This window comes from Acetitomaculum ruminis DSM 5522 (genome assembly GCF_900112085.1).
GTDB classification, from domain to species: Bacteria; Bacillota; Clostridia; order Lachnospirales; family Lachnospiraceae; genus Acetitomaculum; species Acetitomaculum ruminis.
The window spans coordinates 60,904-77,552 of the sequence record NZ_FOJY01000011.1 but is presented as its reverse complement, the minus strand read 5'-3'; the positions used below and the strand labels follow the sequence as shown (position 1 = coordinate 77,552).

At 32.8% G+C, this 16,649-nt stretch carries 17 protein-coding genes and 1 riboswitch; all 17 genes read left to right on the top strand.

The window, feature by feature from the left end:
* Positions 1-81: 81 nt before the first annotated feature.
* The 17 genes from BM153_RS13985 (at position 82) to queC (ending at position 16,644) form a co-directional block, all read left to right on the top strand.
* Positions 82-207, top strand: a complete 126-nt coding sequence (locus BM153_RS13985; protein WP_242949101.1) for a DUF6219 family protein — start codon at positions 82-84, stop codon at positions 205-207.
* Between the two features lie 482 nt (positions 208-689).
* Positions 690-1,148, top strand: coding sequence for a GNAT family N-acetyltransferase (locus tag BM153_RS08545; RefSeq protein WP_092872727.1), 459 nt, complete (start codon positions 690-692; stop codon positions 1,146-1,148).
* A 275-nt stretch (positions 1,149-1,423) separates the two neighbouring features.
* The gene (locus tag BM153_RS08540) at positions 1,424-1,606 is read left to right on the top strand and encodes a hypothetical protein (protein ID WP_092872725.1); all 183 of its coding nucleotides are present in this window, start codon (positions 1,424-1,426) and stop codon (positions 1,604-1,606) included.
* Between the two features lie 467 nt (positions 1,607-2,073).
* Positions 2,074-2,183: riboswitch (TPP riboswitch) on the top strand.
* 59 nt (positions 2,184-2,242) lie between these two features.
* Positions 2,243-2,539, top strand: a complete 297-nt coding sequence (locus BM153_RS08535) for a thiamine-binding protein (RefSeq protein ID WP_092872723.1) — start codon at positions 2,243-2,245, stop codon at positions 2,537-2,539.
* Positions 2,508-3,296, top strand: coding sequence for an ABC transporter permease (locus BM153_RS08530; RefSeq protein WP_092872721.1), 789 nt, complete (start codon positions 2,508-2,510; stop codon positions 3,294-3,296). The genes BM153_RS08535 and BM153_RS08530 overlap by 32 nt, the downstream gene beginning before the upstream one ends.
* Positions 3,297-3,322: 26 nt before the next feature.
* On the top strand, positions 3,323-4,363 hold the full coding sequence (locus tag BM153_RS08525; protein ID WP_092872719.1) for an ABC transporter substrate-binding protein: 1,041 nt from the start codon (positions 3,323-3,325) through the stop codon (positions 4,361-4,363).
* A 21-nt stretch (positions 4,364-4,384) separates the two neighbouring features.
* A complete protein-coding gene (locus BM153_RS08520) occupies positions 4,385-5,125 on the top strand; it encodes an ABC transporter ATP-binding protein (RefSeq protein WP_092872717.1) in 741 nt (246 codons plus the stop codon).
* 212 nt (positions 5,126-5,337) lie between these two features.
* Positions 5,338-6,840: an amino acid adenylation domain-containing protein gene (locus BM153_RS08515; RefSeq protein ID WP_092872715.1), complete on the top strand. Its 1,503-nt coding sequence runs from the start codon at positions 5,338-5,340 to the stop codon at positions 6,838-6,840.
* Positions 6,841-6,844: 4 nt separating this feature from the next.
* On the top strand, positions 6,845-7,081 hold the full coding sequence (locus tag BM153_RS08510) for an acyl carrier protein (protein WP_242949100.1): 237 nt from the start codon (positions 6,845-6,847) through the stop codon (positions 7,079-7,081).
* 2 nt (positions 7,082-7,083) lie between these two features.
* Entirely contained in the window at positions 7,084-8,673 is a 1,590-nt protein-coding gene (locus tag BM153_RS08505) for an MBOAT family O-acyltransferase (protein ID WP_092872713.1), read from the top strand.
* Between the two features lie 14 nt (positions 8,674-8,687).
* On the top strand, positions 8,688-9,704 hold the full coding sequence (locus tag BM153_RS08500; RefSeq protein WP_092872711.1) for a hypothetical protein: 1,017 nt from the start codon (positions 8,688-8,690) through the stop codon (positions 9,702-9,704).
* Positions 9,705-9,838: 134 nt separating this feature from the next.
* Positions 9,839-12,094, top strand: a complete 2,256-nt coding sequence (locus tag BM153_RS08495) for a hybrid sensor histidine kinase/response regulator (protein WP_092872709.1) — start codon at positions 9,839-9,841, stop codon at positions 12,092-12,094.
* 137 nt (positions 12,095-12,231) lie between these two features.
* Positions 12,232-13,587, top strand: coding sequence for an MATE family efflux transporter (locus BM153_RS08490; protein WP_177205620.1), 1,356 nt, complete (start codon positions 12,232-12,234; stop codon positions 13,585-13,587).
* A 17-nt stretch (positions 13,588-13,604) separates the two neighbouring features.
* A complete protein-coding gene (locus BM153_RS08485) occupies positions 13,605-14,381 on the top strand; it encodes a phosphatase PAP2 family protein (RefSeq protein WP_092872705.1) in 777 nt (258 codons plus the stop codon).
* Between the two features lie 461 nt (positions 14,382-14,842).
* Entirely contained in the window at positions 14,843-15,262 is a 420-nt protein-coding gene (gene queD, locus BM153_RS08480) for a 6-carboxytetrahydropterin synthase QueD (protein ID WP_092872703.1), read from the top strand.
* A 15-nt stretch (positions 15,263-15,277) separates the two neighbouring features.
* Entirely contained in the window at positions 15,278-15,952 is a 675-nt protein-coding gene (gene queE, locus BM153_RS08475) for a putative 7-carboxy-7-deazaguanine synthase QueE (RefSeq protein WP_330392046.1), read from the top strand.
* A 2-nt stretch (positions 15,953-15,954) separates the two neighbouring features.
* The gene (gene queC, locus BM153_RS08470) at positions 15,955-16,644 is read left to right on the top strand and encodes a 7-cyano-7-deazaguanine synthase QueC (protein ID WP_092872699.1); all 690 of its coding nucleotides are present in this window, start codon (positions 15,955-15,957) and stop codon (positions 16,642-16,644) included.
* Positions 16,645-16,649: the final 5 nt, after the last annotated feature.

The window sequence follows — 16,649 nt, the reverse complement described above, 5'->3', positions numbered from 1 at the left end:
AAATTTTAAAGTATTATTAAAGAAATATTTAAAGTTACTAACTAGAATAAACATAAATAATGACATTTAAAGGAGGAGAACATGAGAAAATTATTTACAGGGAAAAAAGCTCACAAATGTTGGGGGATTGCATCAATGGTTTGCATGTTAATATGCATTTATACCGGATATAAAATGTCTCCTGACAAAAAGAAAAAAGAAAACTAAATTTTTGTTGTAAAAAGCACCTTATATATAAAATATTGAGGTGCCCTCAAAAGTTAAACTTTTTAAGCGTAGCAGTTTTATGGCTGCTACGCTGTTTTTATTAAAGCTTTTTTGTTCCATATTGTATTATTATGGTTTGTACGACGATATTATAATATGTCCCTGACTAGAATATAGAAAATGATTTAAAAAATTTTTAATAGGAGTAAATACAAATGTTAAAAAATATAAAATAGTTAAAAACAAGGAATCCGGTGCAAATTCGAATGTCCGCTTTACGCACCTTGTGGTGTACCTTTCTAACGAGTGAAAGTTCCCAATTCACCTTAGTAGTGTCGGATTGCATTTAACTATAAGAAAACGTATATATGATGCTTGTATGAGGTTGGGAGATAAAAAAAATTTACCTCTTATACGATTTTTGTGATAGATTAGAAAAAGCTAAATAAATCAGGAAAAGTTAAAAAAGAAGGAAGAAAAGCATGAATATAAGAAAAATGAATAACAATGACAGGGAAGAGGTATTAAATATGATGAGGATATTTTATGATTCTCCCGCCCTGATTCATAAATCCTCAAATCAGGTTTTGCTAAGAGACTTCGAGGCAGCTGTTAGTGATATGCCGCTTTTATGGGGATATATTTTTGAAAAAGAAGAAAAAACAGCAGGATATGCCATGGTTTCCCTGAATTATACAACGGAATACGGTGGAATCTGTGTCTGGGTTGAGGATTTGTATCTTAAAGAAAAATATCGTCATCAGGGATTTTCAAAAGATTTTTTTAAATTTATAGAAAAAGAATATCCTGAAGCGGTAAGGTTTAAATTAGAAGTGGAAATGGAAAATGAAAAAGCTGTAGCTGCTTATAAAAAAAGTGGTTATCAAATATCTGATTATTATTTAATGACTAAAGAAATGGAAAAAGATGAGGAAAATTAATCAGGTGTAATATGCTTTAAAGTAGGAAATTTGTTAAATAATAATAAAAATAATATTAAAAATATCTTTTAAAATTCTTATTTTTTAAAAATAAAAAATTGCTCATGTGCAAATAAAACCTGAAATAATGACATTTACGCAAAAGCCCTTTTATTTTAATCCATAAAGAACGAAAATAGACTTACGCAAGGGACGTGAACAAGAAAAGTTTTTTAGTTTTTACGGGAATTTGTTTTTATGGGAAAAGGAAAAAAACTTAAAGAGAGGTAGAAAAAATGTCATTAGCGATTAACGAATATTTACAAAAACTTGGAGCGATAAAGACAAAAAACGGTGATGAAGCAGACTATGAAAGATGGATACCTACACAAAAGCATTATCCACAACAGCCGGTATTGCAGTGGCTTTCTCAAGTCACAACTACACCTGGCGAATCATACAGACATCAAACTCATTAGAAATTCCTTAAATATATTAATAAGTATCAATATTTTTAGCCGGGTTTAAGTGGTTGAGCCATTATGCTACGAAGGCAAAGTTGTCAGGGATTAGAGAAATAAATAGTGCATTTTTGTTTAGGATATCATATAAAATGAGATAACCGGTTTAGCAACTGGGTATCTCTTTTTTTGTATAAGTTTGTAAATTTGAACGCAGTGTAAGCAATCCCCCCGCTTCAAAAGCGTAAGCTATAAGCGGGGGGATAAGCTTACTAGTGTCAGAAGGGGTTAAAGCCCCTTCTGACAGGTGGCACAAAGTGCCACTGCGTTCATGAGGAAGTAGCGAAGCGGATTCCGAATGTCCGCTTTACAAAAAAATCAGCAAATTTGAAAAAAGTGCTTGCAAAATATTCATTAAAGTTTATAATTTTTCACAAGACATGTCGTAGAGAAGTAAATTAATTAACTTCTTTTTAATTAAATTAATAAAAATACTGGAGTGGTTCATAATGGGAATCTGAGATAGAATGCCTACATTCTAATCCATATACCTGATGCAGATAATGCTGCCGTAGGAAGTATTGATATTACCAAGATAATCAGCCGTCAGGATTTTCACTGGCGGTTTTTTTGTTAAAAGAAAGGAGATTTATTATGAATGCAAGTGTAGCAATTCAGGTTTTACCTACGCAAACAGATGAAGAAGAGGTAATTAGAATTGTGGATGAAGTAATTGATTATATTAAATCCACAGGCTACAATTTTTATGTGGGACCTTGTGAGACCTCTATAGAAGGCGATTATGACGGTTTAATGGAAATTGTAAAGAATTGTCAATTGGTTGCAGCAAAGGCAGGATGTAAGGCCATGAATACTTACGTGAAAATATCATATAAGCCGGAAGGAGAAGTACTTACAATTGACAAAAAAGTTACAAAACATCACAGATAAACTTCCACCATTAATAGCACTTTTGGGATTTGTTTTAATATGGCAGTTAGTGTGCTTTTTTAAAATAGTACCATCATTTATGCTACCATCTCCCATAGAAGTAGTCCTAGCAATTATAAATGACTTTTCTACCCTGTTACATCATGGAAAGGTTTCATTAATTGAAACCCTTGCCGGTTTACTTTTGGGAATAATACTGGCATTTGTAATGGCTACTGTAATGGATAGATTTGTTGTTTTGGACAAGGCTTTTTATCCTCTGATAATAGTAAGTCAGACTATTCCTACCATAGCTATTGCTCCAATATTGGTCTTATGGATGGGATTTGGAATGGCACCAAAGATTACCCTGGTGGTTATTACTACATTTTTTCCTATTACAGTGGGGCTTTTAGAGGGCTATAAAAGCGTGGACAAGGATTCCTTAAATCTCTTAAAAGCCATGGGAGCTGACAATTTACAAATCTTTTATCATCTGAAATTTCCAAGAGCCATGCCTTACTTTTTTGCAGGATTAAAAATATCTGCCTCCTACGCAGTGGTAGGAGCTGTAGTATCAGAATGGTTAGGCGGTTTTGAGGGTCTTGGAGTTTACATGACAAGGGTAAAAAAAGCCTATTCCTTTGATAAAATGTTTGCTGTTATTATAGTTATTGTAATAATCAGTCTTTTATTAATGAAACTGGTGAAGGAAATCGGAAAAATGTCAATGCCTTGGTTAAACCTGGCAAAAAATGAAAATGTCAACCAAAAATAATTTTTAAAAAATAGGAAGCGTGAAAAATGAATAACAAAAAATTAAAAATAACGGCTATTGTTGCTATTATGGCAATCGTAATAGGCATAGTTTCCTTTGGAGTATTTAAAATGGGAAATGCTTCAAAGAATGAAAATAAAGAAAAAAAGGAATTTACAAAAATAACTTTTTGCCTTGACTGGACACCAAATACCAATCACACTGGATTGTTTGTTGCTAAAGGAAAGGGATATTTTGAAGAAGAAGGCCTTGAGGTAGAATTTGTCCAACCACCGGAGGACGGGGCATTACTTATGTGTTCATCAGGTCAGGCACAATTTGCCATTGATGCCCAGGACACCTTTGCAGCAGCCTTAGATGGTGACAAAGATTATGGAGTGACTGCCATTTCTGCTATTTTACAGCATAATACCTCAGGTATTATTTCAAGAAAAGGTGATGGTATAGTATCTCCTGCTGGATTGGAGGGAAAAACTTATTCCACCTGGGAATCACCTATAGAAATGGCAATGATAAAAAATGTTATGGAAGAGGAAAATGCTGACTTTGACAAGTTAAAACTTATTCCAAATACTATAACAGATGAACCGGCAGCCCTGGCTGCAAAGCAAACAGATGCAATCTGGGTATTTTACGGATGGGGCGGTATTAATGCTGATATAGAAAAGGTAGACTGTGACTTTTTCTTCTTTAGGGATATAAACCCGGTTTTTGATTATTGCACCCCTGTTATTTTCGGAAATAACGAATTTATGGAAAGCAATCCTGAGATTACAAAGGCATTTTTAAGAGCCTGCAAAAAAGGATACGAATATGCCGTTGAAAATCCGGATGATGCAGCTGATATATTGATAAAAGAAGATTCCACCAATTCTTTACAAGGAGCAGATAAACTTGTACATGAAAGCCAAAAATGGATTTCAAAGGAGTATATTTCAGATGCCAAAAGCTGGGGATATATAGATTCTTCAAGGTGGGACAGATTTTATAAATGGTTATATGATAATAAACTGACAAAAAATAATCTTTCAAAAACGGGATATACAAATGAATATCTTTCGGAATAATCAGTTAAACAGGATAATAAAATGATACTTTTAAAAGCAGTTGATATATCAAAAAAATATGGAGAAAAAACAATAATTGAGTCTGTTAATATTAATCTTAAAAAAGGTGAGACAGTTTCATTATTGGGAGTAAGCGGAGCCGGAAAAACCACTCTTTTACATGTTTTGGCAGGAATAAGCCCTCCTGATGGGGGAAAGGTTTTTTTAATGGAGGAAGACATAACAAAAAATCCCGGAAAAATTGCTTATATGATGCAAAAAGATCTTCTTTTGGAACATAAAAAAATAATCGATAATGTGGCTTTGCCCTTGATTATAAAGGGAAAAAGTAAAAAAGAAGCAAGAAAAGAAGCTATAAAATACTTTAAGGATTTTGGGCTTGATAATACCCAATATAAATATCCTTCCCAGCTTTCCGGGGGAATGAGACAAAGGGCGGCTTTACTTAGAACCTATCTTTCCTCAAATAAGGTGGCTTTACTGGATGAACCCTTTAGTGCCTTGGATAATATTACAAAAAGCGCCATACAAAAATGGTATCTTGATACGATTAAAAAAATCGACTTATCTACCATTTTTATAACTCACGATATTGATGAAGCCATATATTTATCTGACAGAATTTATATTTTAAAGGGAAAGCCTGCTACAATTACAGATGAAATAGACCTTGGAAACTTAAAAAAAGATACAGAAAAAGATTTTAATCTTACTGAAAAATTTCTGGAATTAAAGAAAATGATTATTTCTAAACTTGTATAATTTTTATTCCTCAAAAAAGATATCCTCGTAAAAAGGGATATCTTTTTTATATGATAAGGAAAAGTGCATTGTATATATAGAAAAGAAAAAAATTAATTGAATTTTAAGATAATATTAACTAGACTATAACTTATGTGCAGTTATAATGAATCTTACATGGAAAATACATGATTTTATATTATATTTTTATATTTTAAAGGAGATCTGGAAATATGAAAAATATTTTAGAAGGTATCGAAAAATCAGCAAGACTCTTTCCAAAAAATATTGCTGTGTCCGATGTCAGTTCAAAGCTTTCATATGAGATGCTTATTAAAAATTCAAAAAAAATTGCAGTTTCATTTAAAGAAAATGCCTGGAGAAAAAAGCCCATTGCCATATTAATGGATAAATCAGTAAAACTTGCAACATCAATGCTGGCAGTTTTATACAGTGGAAACTTTTATACAGTATTAGACCCTGAAATGCCAAAGGACAGGATGTTAAAGATATTTGAAACCTTAGAACCAGTAGCAGTTTTAACCAATGATAAATACAAGGATTTGGCTTTGGAATTGGGTAATACAGACATTTTTTATTACGAAAATGCAATTAATGAAGAAATAGATGAAGAATATTTGTATAATATCAGAAGGGCCATGACGGATTCGGAAACCATGTATATTCTATATACCTCAGGTTCTACGGGAAATCCAAAAGGAACTGTTATCAGTCACAAAGCTGCTATTTCTTATACAGACTGGGTATTGGAGAATTTTGATATTAATGAAAAAACAATTTGGGGAAGTCAGACACCTTTTTATTTTAGTATGTCTGTAACAGATTTATTTGGAGGTTTAAGAAGTGGCGGATGCCTTTGCATCATTCCTAAAAAGATGTTTTCTTTTCCTTTAAAGCTGGTAGAATACATGAATGAAAATAAAATAAATACAATTTATTGGGTTCCTTCAGCCTTATCTTTGGTAGCTAAATGGGATACTTTTTCCTATGATAAGCCAATGTATTTAAAGAAGATATTGTTTGCTGGTGAGGTGATGCCTAATAAACAGCTTAATTACTGGAGGCGGGCTTATCCTGATGCCTATTTTGCAAATCTTTTCGGGCCTACGGAAACTACAGATATCTGTACCTGGTATCATGTGGACAAAGAATTTAAAGATGAGGAAACCTTACCAATTGGAAAGCCTTGTAATAACTGCTTTGTATTGATTCTTGATGAAGATTTAAAAGAAGCAGATAAAGGTGAACTGTATGTGGGAGGCTCATTTTTGGCAGACGGTTATTACAATAATCCCGAAAAAACAAAGGCTTCCTTTGTACAAAACCCTTTAAATAAGGCCTATCCGGAGATATTATATAAAACCGGGGATCTGGTTTCCTATAATGAATACGGTCAGTTGATTTATCTTGGAAGAAAAGATTTTCAGATAAAACACATGGGTTACAGAATAGAATTAGGAGAAATTGAAGCAAATATGAGCGCTATGGAAAAGATGAATTCCTGTGCCTGTATATATAATGAGACAGAAGATAAAATTGTTTTAATTTACGAGGGACGAATAAAAAAAGATGCTGTAATGGAACATGCAAAAAAGAAACTTCCACCGTATATGCATCCAAATGTTTTGGTTAAGGTTAAGGCAATGCCTGTAAATGCCAATGGAAAAATTGACAGAGTATATTTAAAAAATAATTATAATTTAATGGAGGATTAAGAAAATGAATATAGAAAAAGTAATAGAAGTATTAAACGAAGTAAAACCGGGAGTGGATTTTTCCAAAGAAAACGACCTTGTGGAAAGACATATTTTATCCTCAATGGAAATAGTAATGTTAGTATCTGAATTAAGTGAGGAATTTGATGTGGATATCCCTCTTCCCGAAGTTGTACCTGAAAACTTTTATTCAGCGCAGACCATAGCAAAGCTTATTGAACGCATGGAGGATGAAGATTAATAATGCAGTACAATTCGTATATGTATCTTTTTGCATTTTTAATTCCAGTGGTAATTTTATATTATATAATACCAATAAAATACAGATGGGGAGTATTGCTTACAGCCAGTATAGTATTTTATCTGTTTTCAAGTAAATATCTTATTGTTTCAATACTGTTTACTTCTTTATTGGTATATCTGGCCGCAAAAAATATAGAAGACAGGAATTTAAAATTTAAAGAGATAAAAAAGAGTCTTGAAAAGCCGGAAAGAAAGCTTTTGAAAGAAAAAAACGAAAAAAAGAATAATTTAGTTTGTGGTCTTGTGGCCATTATAAGCCTTGGAATACTGTTTTTTTCAAAATATCTGAATTTTGCCGGAAATATTGCAAATTCATTTTGCAGACTTTTAAATATAAATATGCAGTTTGAAACAGTGCATCTTTTGATGCCTTTAGGAATATCCTTCTATACATTATCAGCTATTGCCTATGTAATAGATGTAAAAAGAGGGGTATGTGAAGCTGAAAAAAAACCTTTGAAAATATTTTTATTTTTAAGTTTTTTCCCAACAGTTACTGAAGGTCCCATTGAAAGATATAAAAATGTTGGAAAAATGCTATCCACAGGTCACAGCTTTGACTATAAGACCTTTTGCTTTGGTTTACAGCTTATGATGTGGGGCTTATTTAAAAAGATAGTAGTGGCTGATAATTTAAACCGCTATGTAATGGTTGTATTTAGAGATTATAAAAACTTTGGCAACTGGGTGATAATTCTTATGGTTTTAGTATATACCCTTGAATTATATGCAGACTTTTCAGGATGTATTGATATAGCAAGAGGAAGTGCCGAACTTTTCGGAATTGAACTATCCGAGAACTTTAAGCAGCCTTTTGTTTCAAAAACAGTAAATGAATTCTGGCAAAGATGGAATATTACCCTTGGAAGTTTTCTTAGAGATTATGTTTTTTATCCTGTTTCTTTAAGTACAGGTTTTCAAAATCTTTCAAAGAAAAGTAAAAAAGTTTTTAATAATTATTATGCAACTACAGTTCCTATGATTTTTGCCCTTTTTATGGTGTGGTTATGCAACGGATTATGGCATGGAAGTGAAGTAAAATATGTGGTTTACGGGCTTTATTATTATGCTATTTTAACTTTGGGATTGCTTTTGGAACCTTTATTTAAAAAAATATTTGAAAGTTTAAATATAAACAGGGAAAGCAAAGGCTACCAAAGATGTCAGATAGCAAGAACCTTCATCCTTGTAAATATAGGAATGATGATTTTTAATTCAAAGGACATAGCAAGTGCAAAAGAAATGTTTTTTGCCATGTTTAAGCCATCCGCTATAAGTAATATCCCACAGGAACTTCTTAATACCGGTATGCAAAGTCCTGCCATGGTATTGCTGTTTATTATACCGGTAATTATATTTGCCTTTGTAGGACATTTTCACGAACAGGGCATAAGCATAAGAGAATACCTGGCTCAAAAGCCGCTTTTTTACAGATGGTCATTTTATCTTGCCGGCGTGGCAGTGATAATTTCCTTAGGGGCCTATGGAGTTGGATTTAAAGGTGCAGATTTTATTTATGCACAGTTTTAGAGGTGAAAACTAAAATGACAAGACAAAATATAATAATCAGGTTTTTTGCTTTTTTAATGGCAGTATTTTTACTTTTACAGGCTCTTGGATGGATTTCCATTAAACTTATGCAAAATACCAATCCGGTTTTAAATTATTATTCAAAGAAAATTTATAATGAGCCTGAAAACACGATAGATGTAATATCTATTGGAAGCAGTGATGTTTATAGCAGTATCTCTCCTTTGGAATGGTGGAAAGACTACGGATATACCGGCTTTAGCTGGGGTGAGGCATCCCAAAGACCGGCAGAAAACTATGTTTATTTAAAAAAGATATATGAAAAACAAAAGCCAAAGGTGGTTTTTTTAGAAACGGCAACTTTTTTTAGAGATCAAAGTGATATTGATAACATTAATACTACCATAAAGGCATATTTAGAGCAGATATTTCCTGTTTTTGCTTATCACAGATTTCTCTGGGGACCAAATCCTGTAAGGATATTTAATTCTCCCCCTAAAAAATCTGTCAGCAAGGGATATTTTGTAAGACCGGAGGTTGAAAAAGCCCAGGATTCACAAAAAGTCCTGAAAAAAGGTAAAAAAATTAAAATGAATAAAATCTCTAAGTACTGGGTAGATAAAACCATAGAATTATGCGAAAAAAATGGTTCCAAGGTGGTTTTATTAAAATGTCCAAGCTCTGACTGGTCAAAGAAAAAATATGAAAGCATAAAAAAATATGCTGATAAAAAAGGCATTGAATTTTTGGATTTAAATTATGAATTATCAGGTTATATAGACTGGGATAATGATACTTGTGATGGTGGAATTCATATGAATTATTTTGGAGCAAGTAAGGTTACTTCCTATCTTGGTGATTATTTAAGTGAAAACTGCAAACTTAAAGACCACAGAAAAGACAAAAAAATAAAGAAATCCTGGAATCATAATTATAAAGTATATAAAAAGGAGCTGGAAAGAGCAGGTCTTAAAAGGGCAGATTCTTTTAGTGCAGCAAATCCACTCCTTCAAAAGCCTTTTATGAATTAATAATAATAATTTTCCGACTGTAGAAATACAGTCGGTTTTTTACATTACAGCGAAATATTTACAGATATTTAAAAATACTCTTATTCTGACGAAATACTATTTATCAGGGGTGGCAGACATAACCGGAGGAAACTATGAATAGTAAGATAATAAAGAAAATAAGGATGTTTGAAAACATTATTACGATAATAATGGTTATATCTCCTATCATATATACTTTAATTCACATTATTATTTTTAAAATAAAAAGTGGAAATAACTGGTCATATGTAATGCTTAAAAGGATATTGATAACCCATCTGGATATTTATATTGTTTTCAGCATATGTTTTATAATATGGCTTTTTATTATTGTGTTTTCAAATATATATATAAAAAATATAAATCACCGTTACCGCTTTAAAGAAGAGGCCTATGGCATTATTAATGCCATAAGTCAGGAATTTCACACTGTATGGTACTTAAATACAAAAAATAAAACTTTGCATCTATACAGAAAAACGGATTCAACCACAAAGGGATTTTTAAAATTTAAAGAAGAAAACAATCCGGATTTTGAATATGCGGTAGATTTTTATATCAATAATTATATTGTGCCGGAAGAAAGGGAAGAAATTCGTCCCCTGCTTGATTTGGATGTTTTAATAGCCAATATTCCCGATGAGGGTTTTTATTCAATAAAATATACAAGAATAGATGACGAGGGCAAAAAAGAACATCATGAATTTTTAGTTGCAAGGGCAGGTTCAAATAAGGAAAGCGAAAACCTGGTACTTGCCTTTAGAAATATAGAAGGTTTTATAAGAGATGAACGCAAAAAGCAGATGAAGCTTAGGCTTATTGTGGCTGCCGCAAAAACCTACTATCTTTTTATCATGGAAGAAAATGTTACCCAGAATATAGTAAATGTGGAGTATGACGAAAATGCTTTTGATGGAAAAATTGATGTTACCGGTATGACTATGGATGACATGTTTGATGCAATAGAAAGCTCATTTCCTGATAGAAAAGAATGGGAGGAGATGAAAAGAAAATTCTCAAGAAAAGCTCTTATGGATGCATACAAAAGGGGAGAAAGAACCATTCAGTTAATAACAAAGCAGCTTCACGGGGATGAACTTCACTGGGTGGAGCAAAGGTCTATTTTGATTAAAGGTGAAGACGGAGACCTTTACAGCGTTATTATGGTAAGGATTATTGATGATGAAATTAATTATACTGAGGCTTTAAGAATGGCAAAAGAGGAAGCCGAGGTGGCAAACAGGTCAAAGTCCCAGTTTTTATTTAACATGTCTCATGACATAAGAACTCCTATGAATGCCATATTAGGCTTTGAAAAGTTGCTGGAAAACGATAATTTAGACAAAGAAACAAGGCTTAAATATTTAACAAATATCAAAGTTTCCGGACAATATCTCTTAAATCTTATAAACAGAGTTCTTGAAATGGCAAGGATTGAAAGCGGAAAAACTTCTTTGGACGAAGAAATAATGGATATTGTGGAAGTGGAGAAGGATTTATCAATTATATTTAACATAGATTATGAAAAGAAAAATCTGAATGTTATTAGAAATATGGAATTTCCATCTATGCTTGTTTATTGTGACAAGACAAAATTCCAGGAAATATTACTAAACATTTTATCCAATGCCGTTAAATATACACCTGAAAACGGTACAATAAAGGTAAGTACAAGAAAGCTTCCTTCACAAAAAGAAGGCTATGTTATTTATGAAAATGTTATAGAGGATAATGGAATAGGTATATCCAGCGAATTTATGCCTCACATTTATGACAGTTTTGAAAGAGAAAAGACGGTAACAGAAAACAAGGTTTATGGAACCGGTCTTGGAATGGGAATTGTAAAAAAACTTGTGGATTTAATGGATGGTAGTATAAATGTGGAAAGCAAGTCCGGTCAGGGAACAAAAGTTACCATAAGAATACCTTTTAAAATAGCAGATAAAAAAATAATAGATGATGATATAAATAATGATATTGATTTTGAAAAAATAAAGGGAAAGAAGATACTTTTAGCTGAGGACAATGCAATGAACAGAGAAATTGCAGAAGTTCTTCTTACGGAGTCCGGATTTGAAGTGGATACGGTGGAGGATGGGATAGAGTGTGTTGAAACTATTGTAAATTCTCCTGTGGATAAATATGATTTAATATTAATGGACATACAAATGCCTAATATGGACGGATATAAGGCAACTAGAACCATTAGGGGACTTAATGGAAAAAAATCTGAGATTCCTATAATTGCAATGACTGCCAATGCCTTTGATGAAGATAAGAAAAATGCAATGGACGCAGGGATGAATGGCTATATAACAAAGCCTATAGACATGAAAACGGTCTTATCGGAAATAGATAACTGCCTGTAAATATCAAAGGAATATTTATAAAGAAAACGACATAAAGTTTGGTGACATTTTATATTATATTAGTTATAATACTGTTTTAGCAGGATGTTTATAAGACATTCTGCTTTAATTTGCGCAAATATGTAATTTTAAAGGAGATGAAAAATGTGAAATCTGATTTTTCACAGGGAAAGATGTGGAAAAATATAATGGCACAGTCTTTTCCACTTATGCTTGCCCAGATTATACAATTATTATACAGTGTGGTTGACAGGATATATATAGGACATTTAAAGACACAGGGAAGTCTTGCCCTGTCAGGAATAGGCCTTACATTTCCGGTAATTACTCTGATTATTGCTTTTACAAATCTGTTTTCGTCAGGGGGAGCGCCATTATTTTCCATTGCCAGGGGAGAGAAAAACGAAGAAAGGGCAAAAAAACTCTTAGGAGAGGTATTTACCCTTATAGTAATTACTTCTTTTATAATATTTGCCTTTTTTTATGCCTTTAAAACTCCGGTTTTATACCTGTTTGGGGCCAGTGATAAGACAGTTTTATATGGTGAAAAATATCTTAATATTTATCTTTTTGGAACCTTGTTTTCAATGGTTTCTACGGGGCTTGTTCCCTTTATAAATGCCTCAGGTCACCCGGGAATGGGCATGTGTACCATAGTTATTGGAGCAGTTTTAAATATGATTCTGGACCCGATTTTTATATTCTTTTTTTCCATGGGAATTGAAGGAGCTGCTCTTACCAGTGTCATAAGCCAGTTTGTTTCTTTTTTATGGGTAATGTTTTATTTTCACAAAAAAGATAATGCCTACCGATTGGAATTAGACAAAATGCGTCTGGAAGGAAAGATGGTTCTTGAAATAATACAGCTAGGTCTTGCAGGATTTATAATGCAGGCTACAAGCTGTCTTGTTCAGATTGTATGTAACAGGTCTTTAAAAATCTACGGGGGAGATCTTTATGTGGGAATAATGACCGTGTTAAATTCCGTAAGAGAAATCTTTTCTGTACCGCCAATCAGCATTGGAGGTGGTGCCCAGCCAATATTAGGTTACAATTACGGTGCAAAAAAATATAAAAGAGTAAAGGAAGGAATTAAATTTACCGCCATACTCGGACTTATATATTTAAGTGTTATGTGGCTTGTGTTAGTATTGTTCCCTAAAACCTGTATGTCATTATTTTCATCAGATGAAGAATTGCTAAAGCTTGGAAGCGATGCTTTAAGACTTTATTTTTTTGGTTTTTGTTTTATGGCACTGCAGTTTGCAGGACAATGCACCTTTACGGCTCTTGGCTGTTCAAAAAGGGCAATATTTTTCTCTTTATTAAGAAAGGTAATAATTGTTGTTCCCCTAACCCTTTTGCTACCGGGGATGGGATTTGGAGTAGATGGAGTATTTCTGGCAGAACCTATATCAAATGCTCTGGGAGGAACCCTTTGTTTTGTAGTAATGTATTTAAGTCTTTACAAAAAACTACCGGATGAAGCATAAATATTAAGAATTTATAAATGTTTTATTTAATAAGTTTATGTTATAATCGTTTAGTTACAGGTATTAAAAATATAGAAAGAGATAAATATGTAGAAAGCTATGCTTATTTATCAAATGAGGAAAACAGTATGAGAAATGAAAAAAGTTATGGTCTTTTAGCAGGAGTATTTTTAATATTATCCATTATCTTTACCATTATAGTTTGTAATGTGGATGTGGCAGCTATAGGACCTGAAGAAAGCAGCGTAGGATTATCCACTATCAATAAATATTTTCATGACTTAACAGGTCTTAATATGATATTTTATTCCCTTTCAAAATATCTGGGATACCTGGTTTTTTTACCGGTTTTATATTTTGGCCTTTTTGGATTTTTACAATTGGTTACCGGGAAAAAACTATCAGCTGTAGATATTAACATCTGGTGTCTTTTAGGATTGTATATAGTATTTGCTTTAATTTATGTATTTTTTGAAAAAGTAATAATCAATTACAGACCTGAGATTTTACCTGATGAAACAGCTTTAGAAGCATCATTTCCTTCTACCCACACCATGCTTGCTATAGTAATTCTTGGAAGTGCAATTATTGAATGGGGAATTATTTTTAAAAGAAGAATTAAAACAAAGAAATATTTACAGATTCTGGCTTCTTTATTAATGGTTCTTATAGTTGTATTCAGACTTTTATCCGGAGCCCATTGGCTTAGTGATATTTTTGCAGGGATTCTTTATTCAGTAACTATTTTAATGGCATTTAAAGCCCTTCTTAGCAGATATATTTTTGAACAATAAATATTATTTAGCTTTGAAACCTTGACAAAAAAGGCTAATGAGAGTAGTATAACGCAGGTGGTAAAAATCACCGTTAAATATCCGACAGTTCGTTTGCACCATCCTGTCGTTAAAAAAAACCAGGGCTGATCTTTGTTTTTAATTGAAATTAATAGGTATTCTTTTGTGAATATTCTTATTATTTGACAAAAACAGACTCTGGGATTTTCCCGGGGTCTTTTCTTTTATGGACATTTTGTCCTTTGATCAGTCTGATAAAAACCAAAAAGTAATTAATTAGAATATAGTTTGAACGCAGTGTAAGCAATCCCCCGCTTCAAAAGCGTAAGCTTTAAGCGGGGGTGTAAGCTTACTAGTGTCAGAAGGGGTTAAAGCCCCTTCTGACAGGTGGCACAAAGTGCCACTGCGTTCATGAGGAAGTAGCGAAGCGGATTCCGAATGTCCGCTTTACAGGAGGAAAAATGTATTATTTAAAAACAGAAGTAGGTTTTGATGCTGCACATTTTTTGAAAAATTATAATGGAAAATGTCATAATCTTCACGGGCACAGATGGAGAGTAATCGCCACTGCAAAGTCTAAAGAGCTTCTTTGTGACAAGCAAAAAGAGGGAATGGTAATGGATTTTTCAGACCTGAAAAAAGCCTTAAAAGAAGTGACAGACAGATTTGACCACAGTTTGATTTATGAAAAAGATTCCTTGAAAAATGAAACTGTAAAAGCCTTATTATCAGAGGATTTTAAACTTGTTGAAGTGGATTTTAGAACCACAGCAGAAAATTTTTCAAAATATTTTTTTGATGAATTAAAAAAATACGGATTTGACATGCATCAGATAGAAGTATATGAAACACCTAATAATTGTGCAATGTATTCAGAATAATCCGGGGGGATACAAATGAAAGTAGTAGAAAAATTTATCAGTATTAACGGCGAAGGAGAAAGAGCCGGAGAACTGGCGGCTTTTATAAGATTTTGGGGTTGTAACTTAGCCTGCACTTATTGCGATACAAAATGGGCAAATGAAACATCCTGTCCATATGAAGATTTAAGTCCAAAGGATATTTATGACTATATATTATCCTGTAATGTGACAAATGTTACCTTAACCGGTGGAGAACCCCTTTTACAAAAAGATATGATAAAATTGCTGGAGATTTTATTAAAAGATAAAAGTCTTCATATCGAAATTGAAACAAATGGTGCTGTTAGTATAGAAAAAGTTGCAAAACTTAGAGATGAATTAAACGCCTATGATAATCTTAGCTTTACCATGGATTACAAGCTTATTTCAAGCGGCTTTGAAGATGCCATGATTCTTGAAAATTTTGATTATCTTAAACCGGTTGATATTGTAAAATTTGTCTGTGAAAGTACAGATTTAGAAAGGGCAGCCTTTGTTATAGAAAAATATAAACTGACAGATAAATGCATTGTATATCTAAGTCCTGTTTTTGGGAAGATAGAATTAGAGGAAATGGTGGAGTTCATGAAAAAGAACTGTATGAATAAAGTCAGATTACAAATACAAATGCATAAAGTTATCTGGGAGCCTGACAAAAAAGGAGTTTAAAAATGAAAGCAATGGTATTATCAAGTGGCGGAGTCGATTCTACAACTGCATTAGCTCTTGCCATTTCAAAATATGGAAAAGAAAATGTTTTTGCCTTATCAGTATCCTATGGACAAAAACATGACAAAGAAATTCAGGCAGCAAAAAAAGTTGCCAACTATTACGGAGTAGAACAGTTATTTTTAGATCTTTCCAAAATTTTTCAATTCAGTAATTGTTCTCTTTTAAAGCAATCAGATACAGAAATTCCAAAAGAAAGCTATAGTGAACAGATTAAAGAAACTAAAGGAGAGACACCGGTTTCCACCTATGTGCCTTTTAGAAACGGTCTGTTTTTATCATCAGCAGCAAGCATTGCTTTAAGCAAGGAGTGTAATGTGATTTATTACGGTGCTCATGCAGATGATGCTTGCGGTTTTGCATATCCTGACTGCTCAAGTGCTTTTAATAATGCCATGAAAGAGGCTATTTATGAAGGAAGTGGACACCAGCTTACTATAGAGGCACCATTTATAGATAAAACCAAGGCTGAAGTTGTAAAATTAGGCTTAGAACTCAAAGTCCCTTATGAGCTTACCTGGTCATGTTATGAAGGGGGAGACGAACCTTGTGGAGAGTGTGGAACCTGCATAGACAGGGCAGAGGCCTTTAAATTAAACAATGTAAAAGACCCTGCTCTTATTAAGGATTAAAAAGG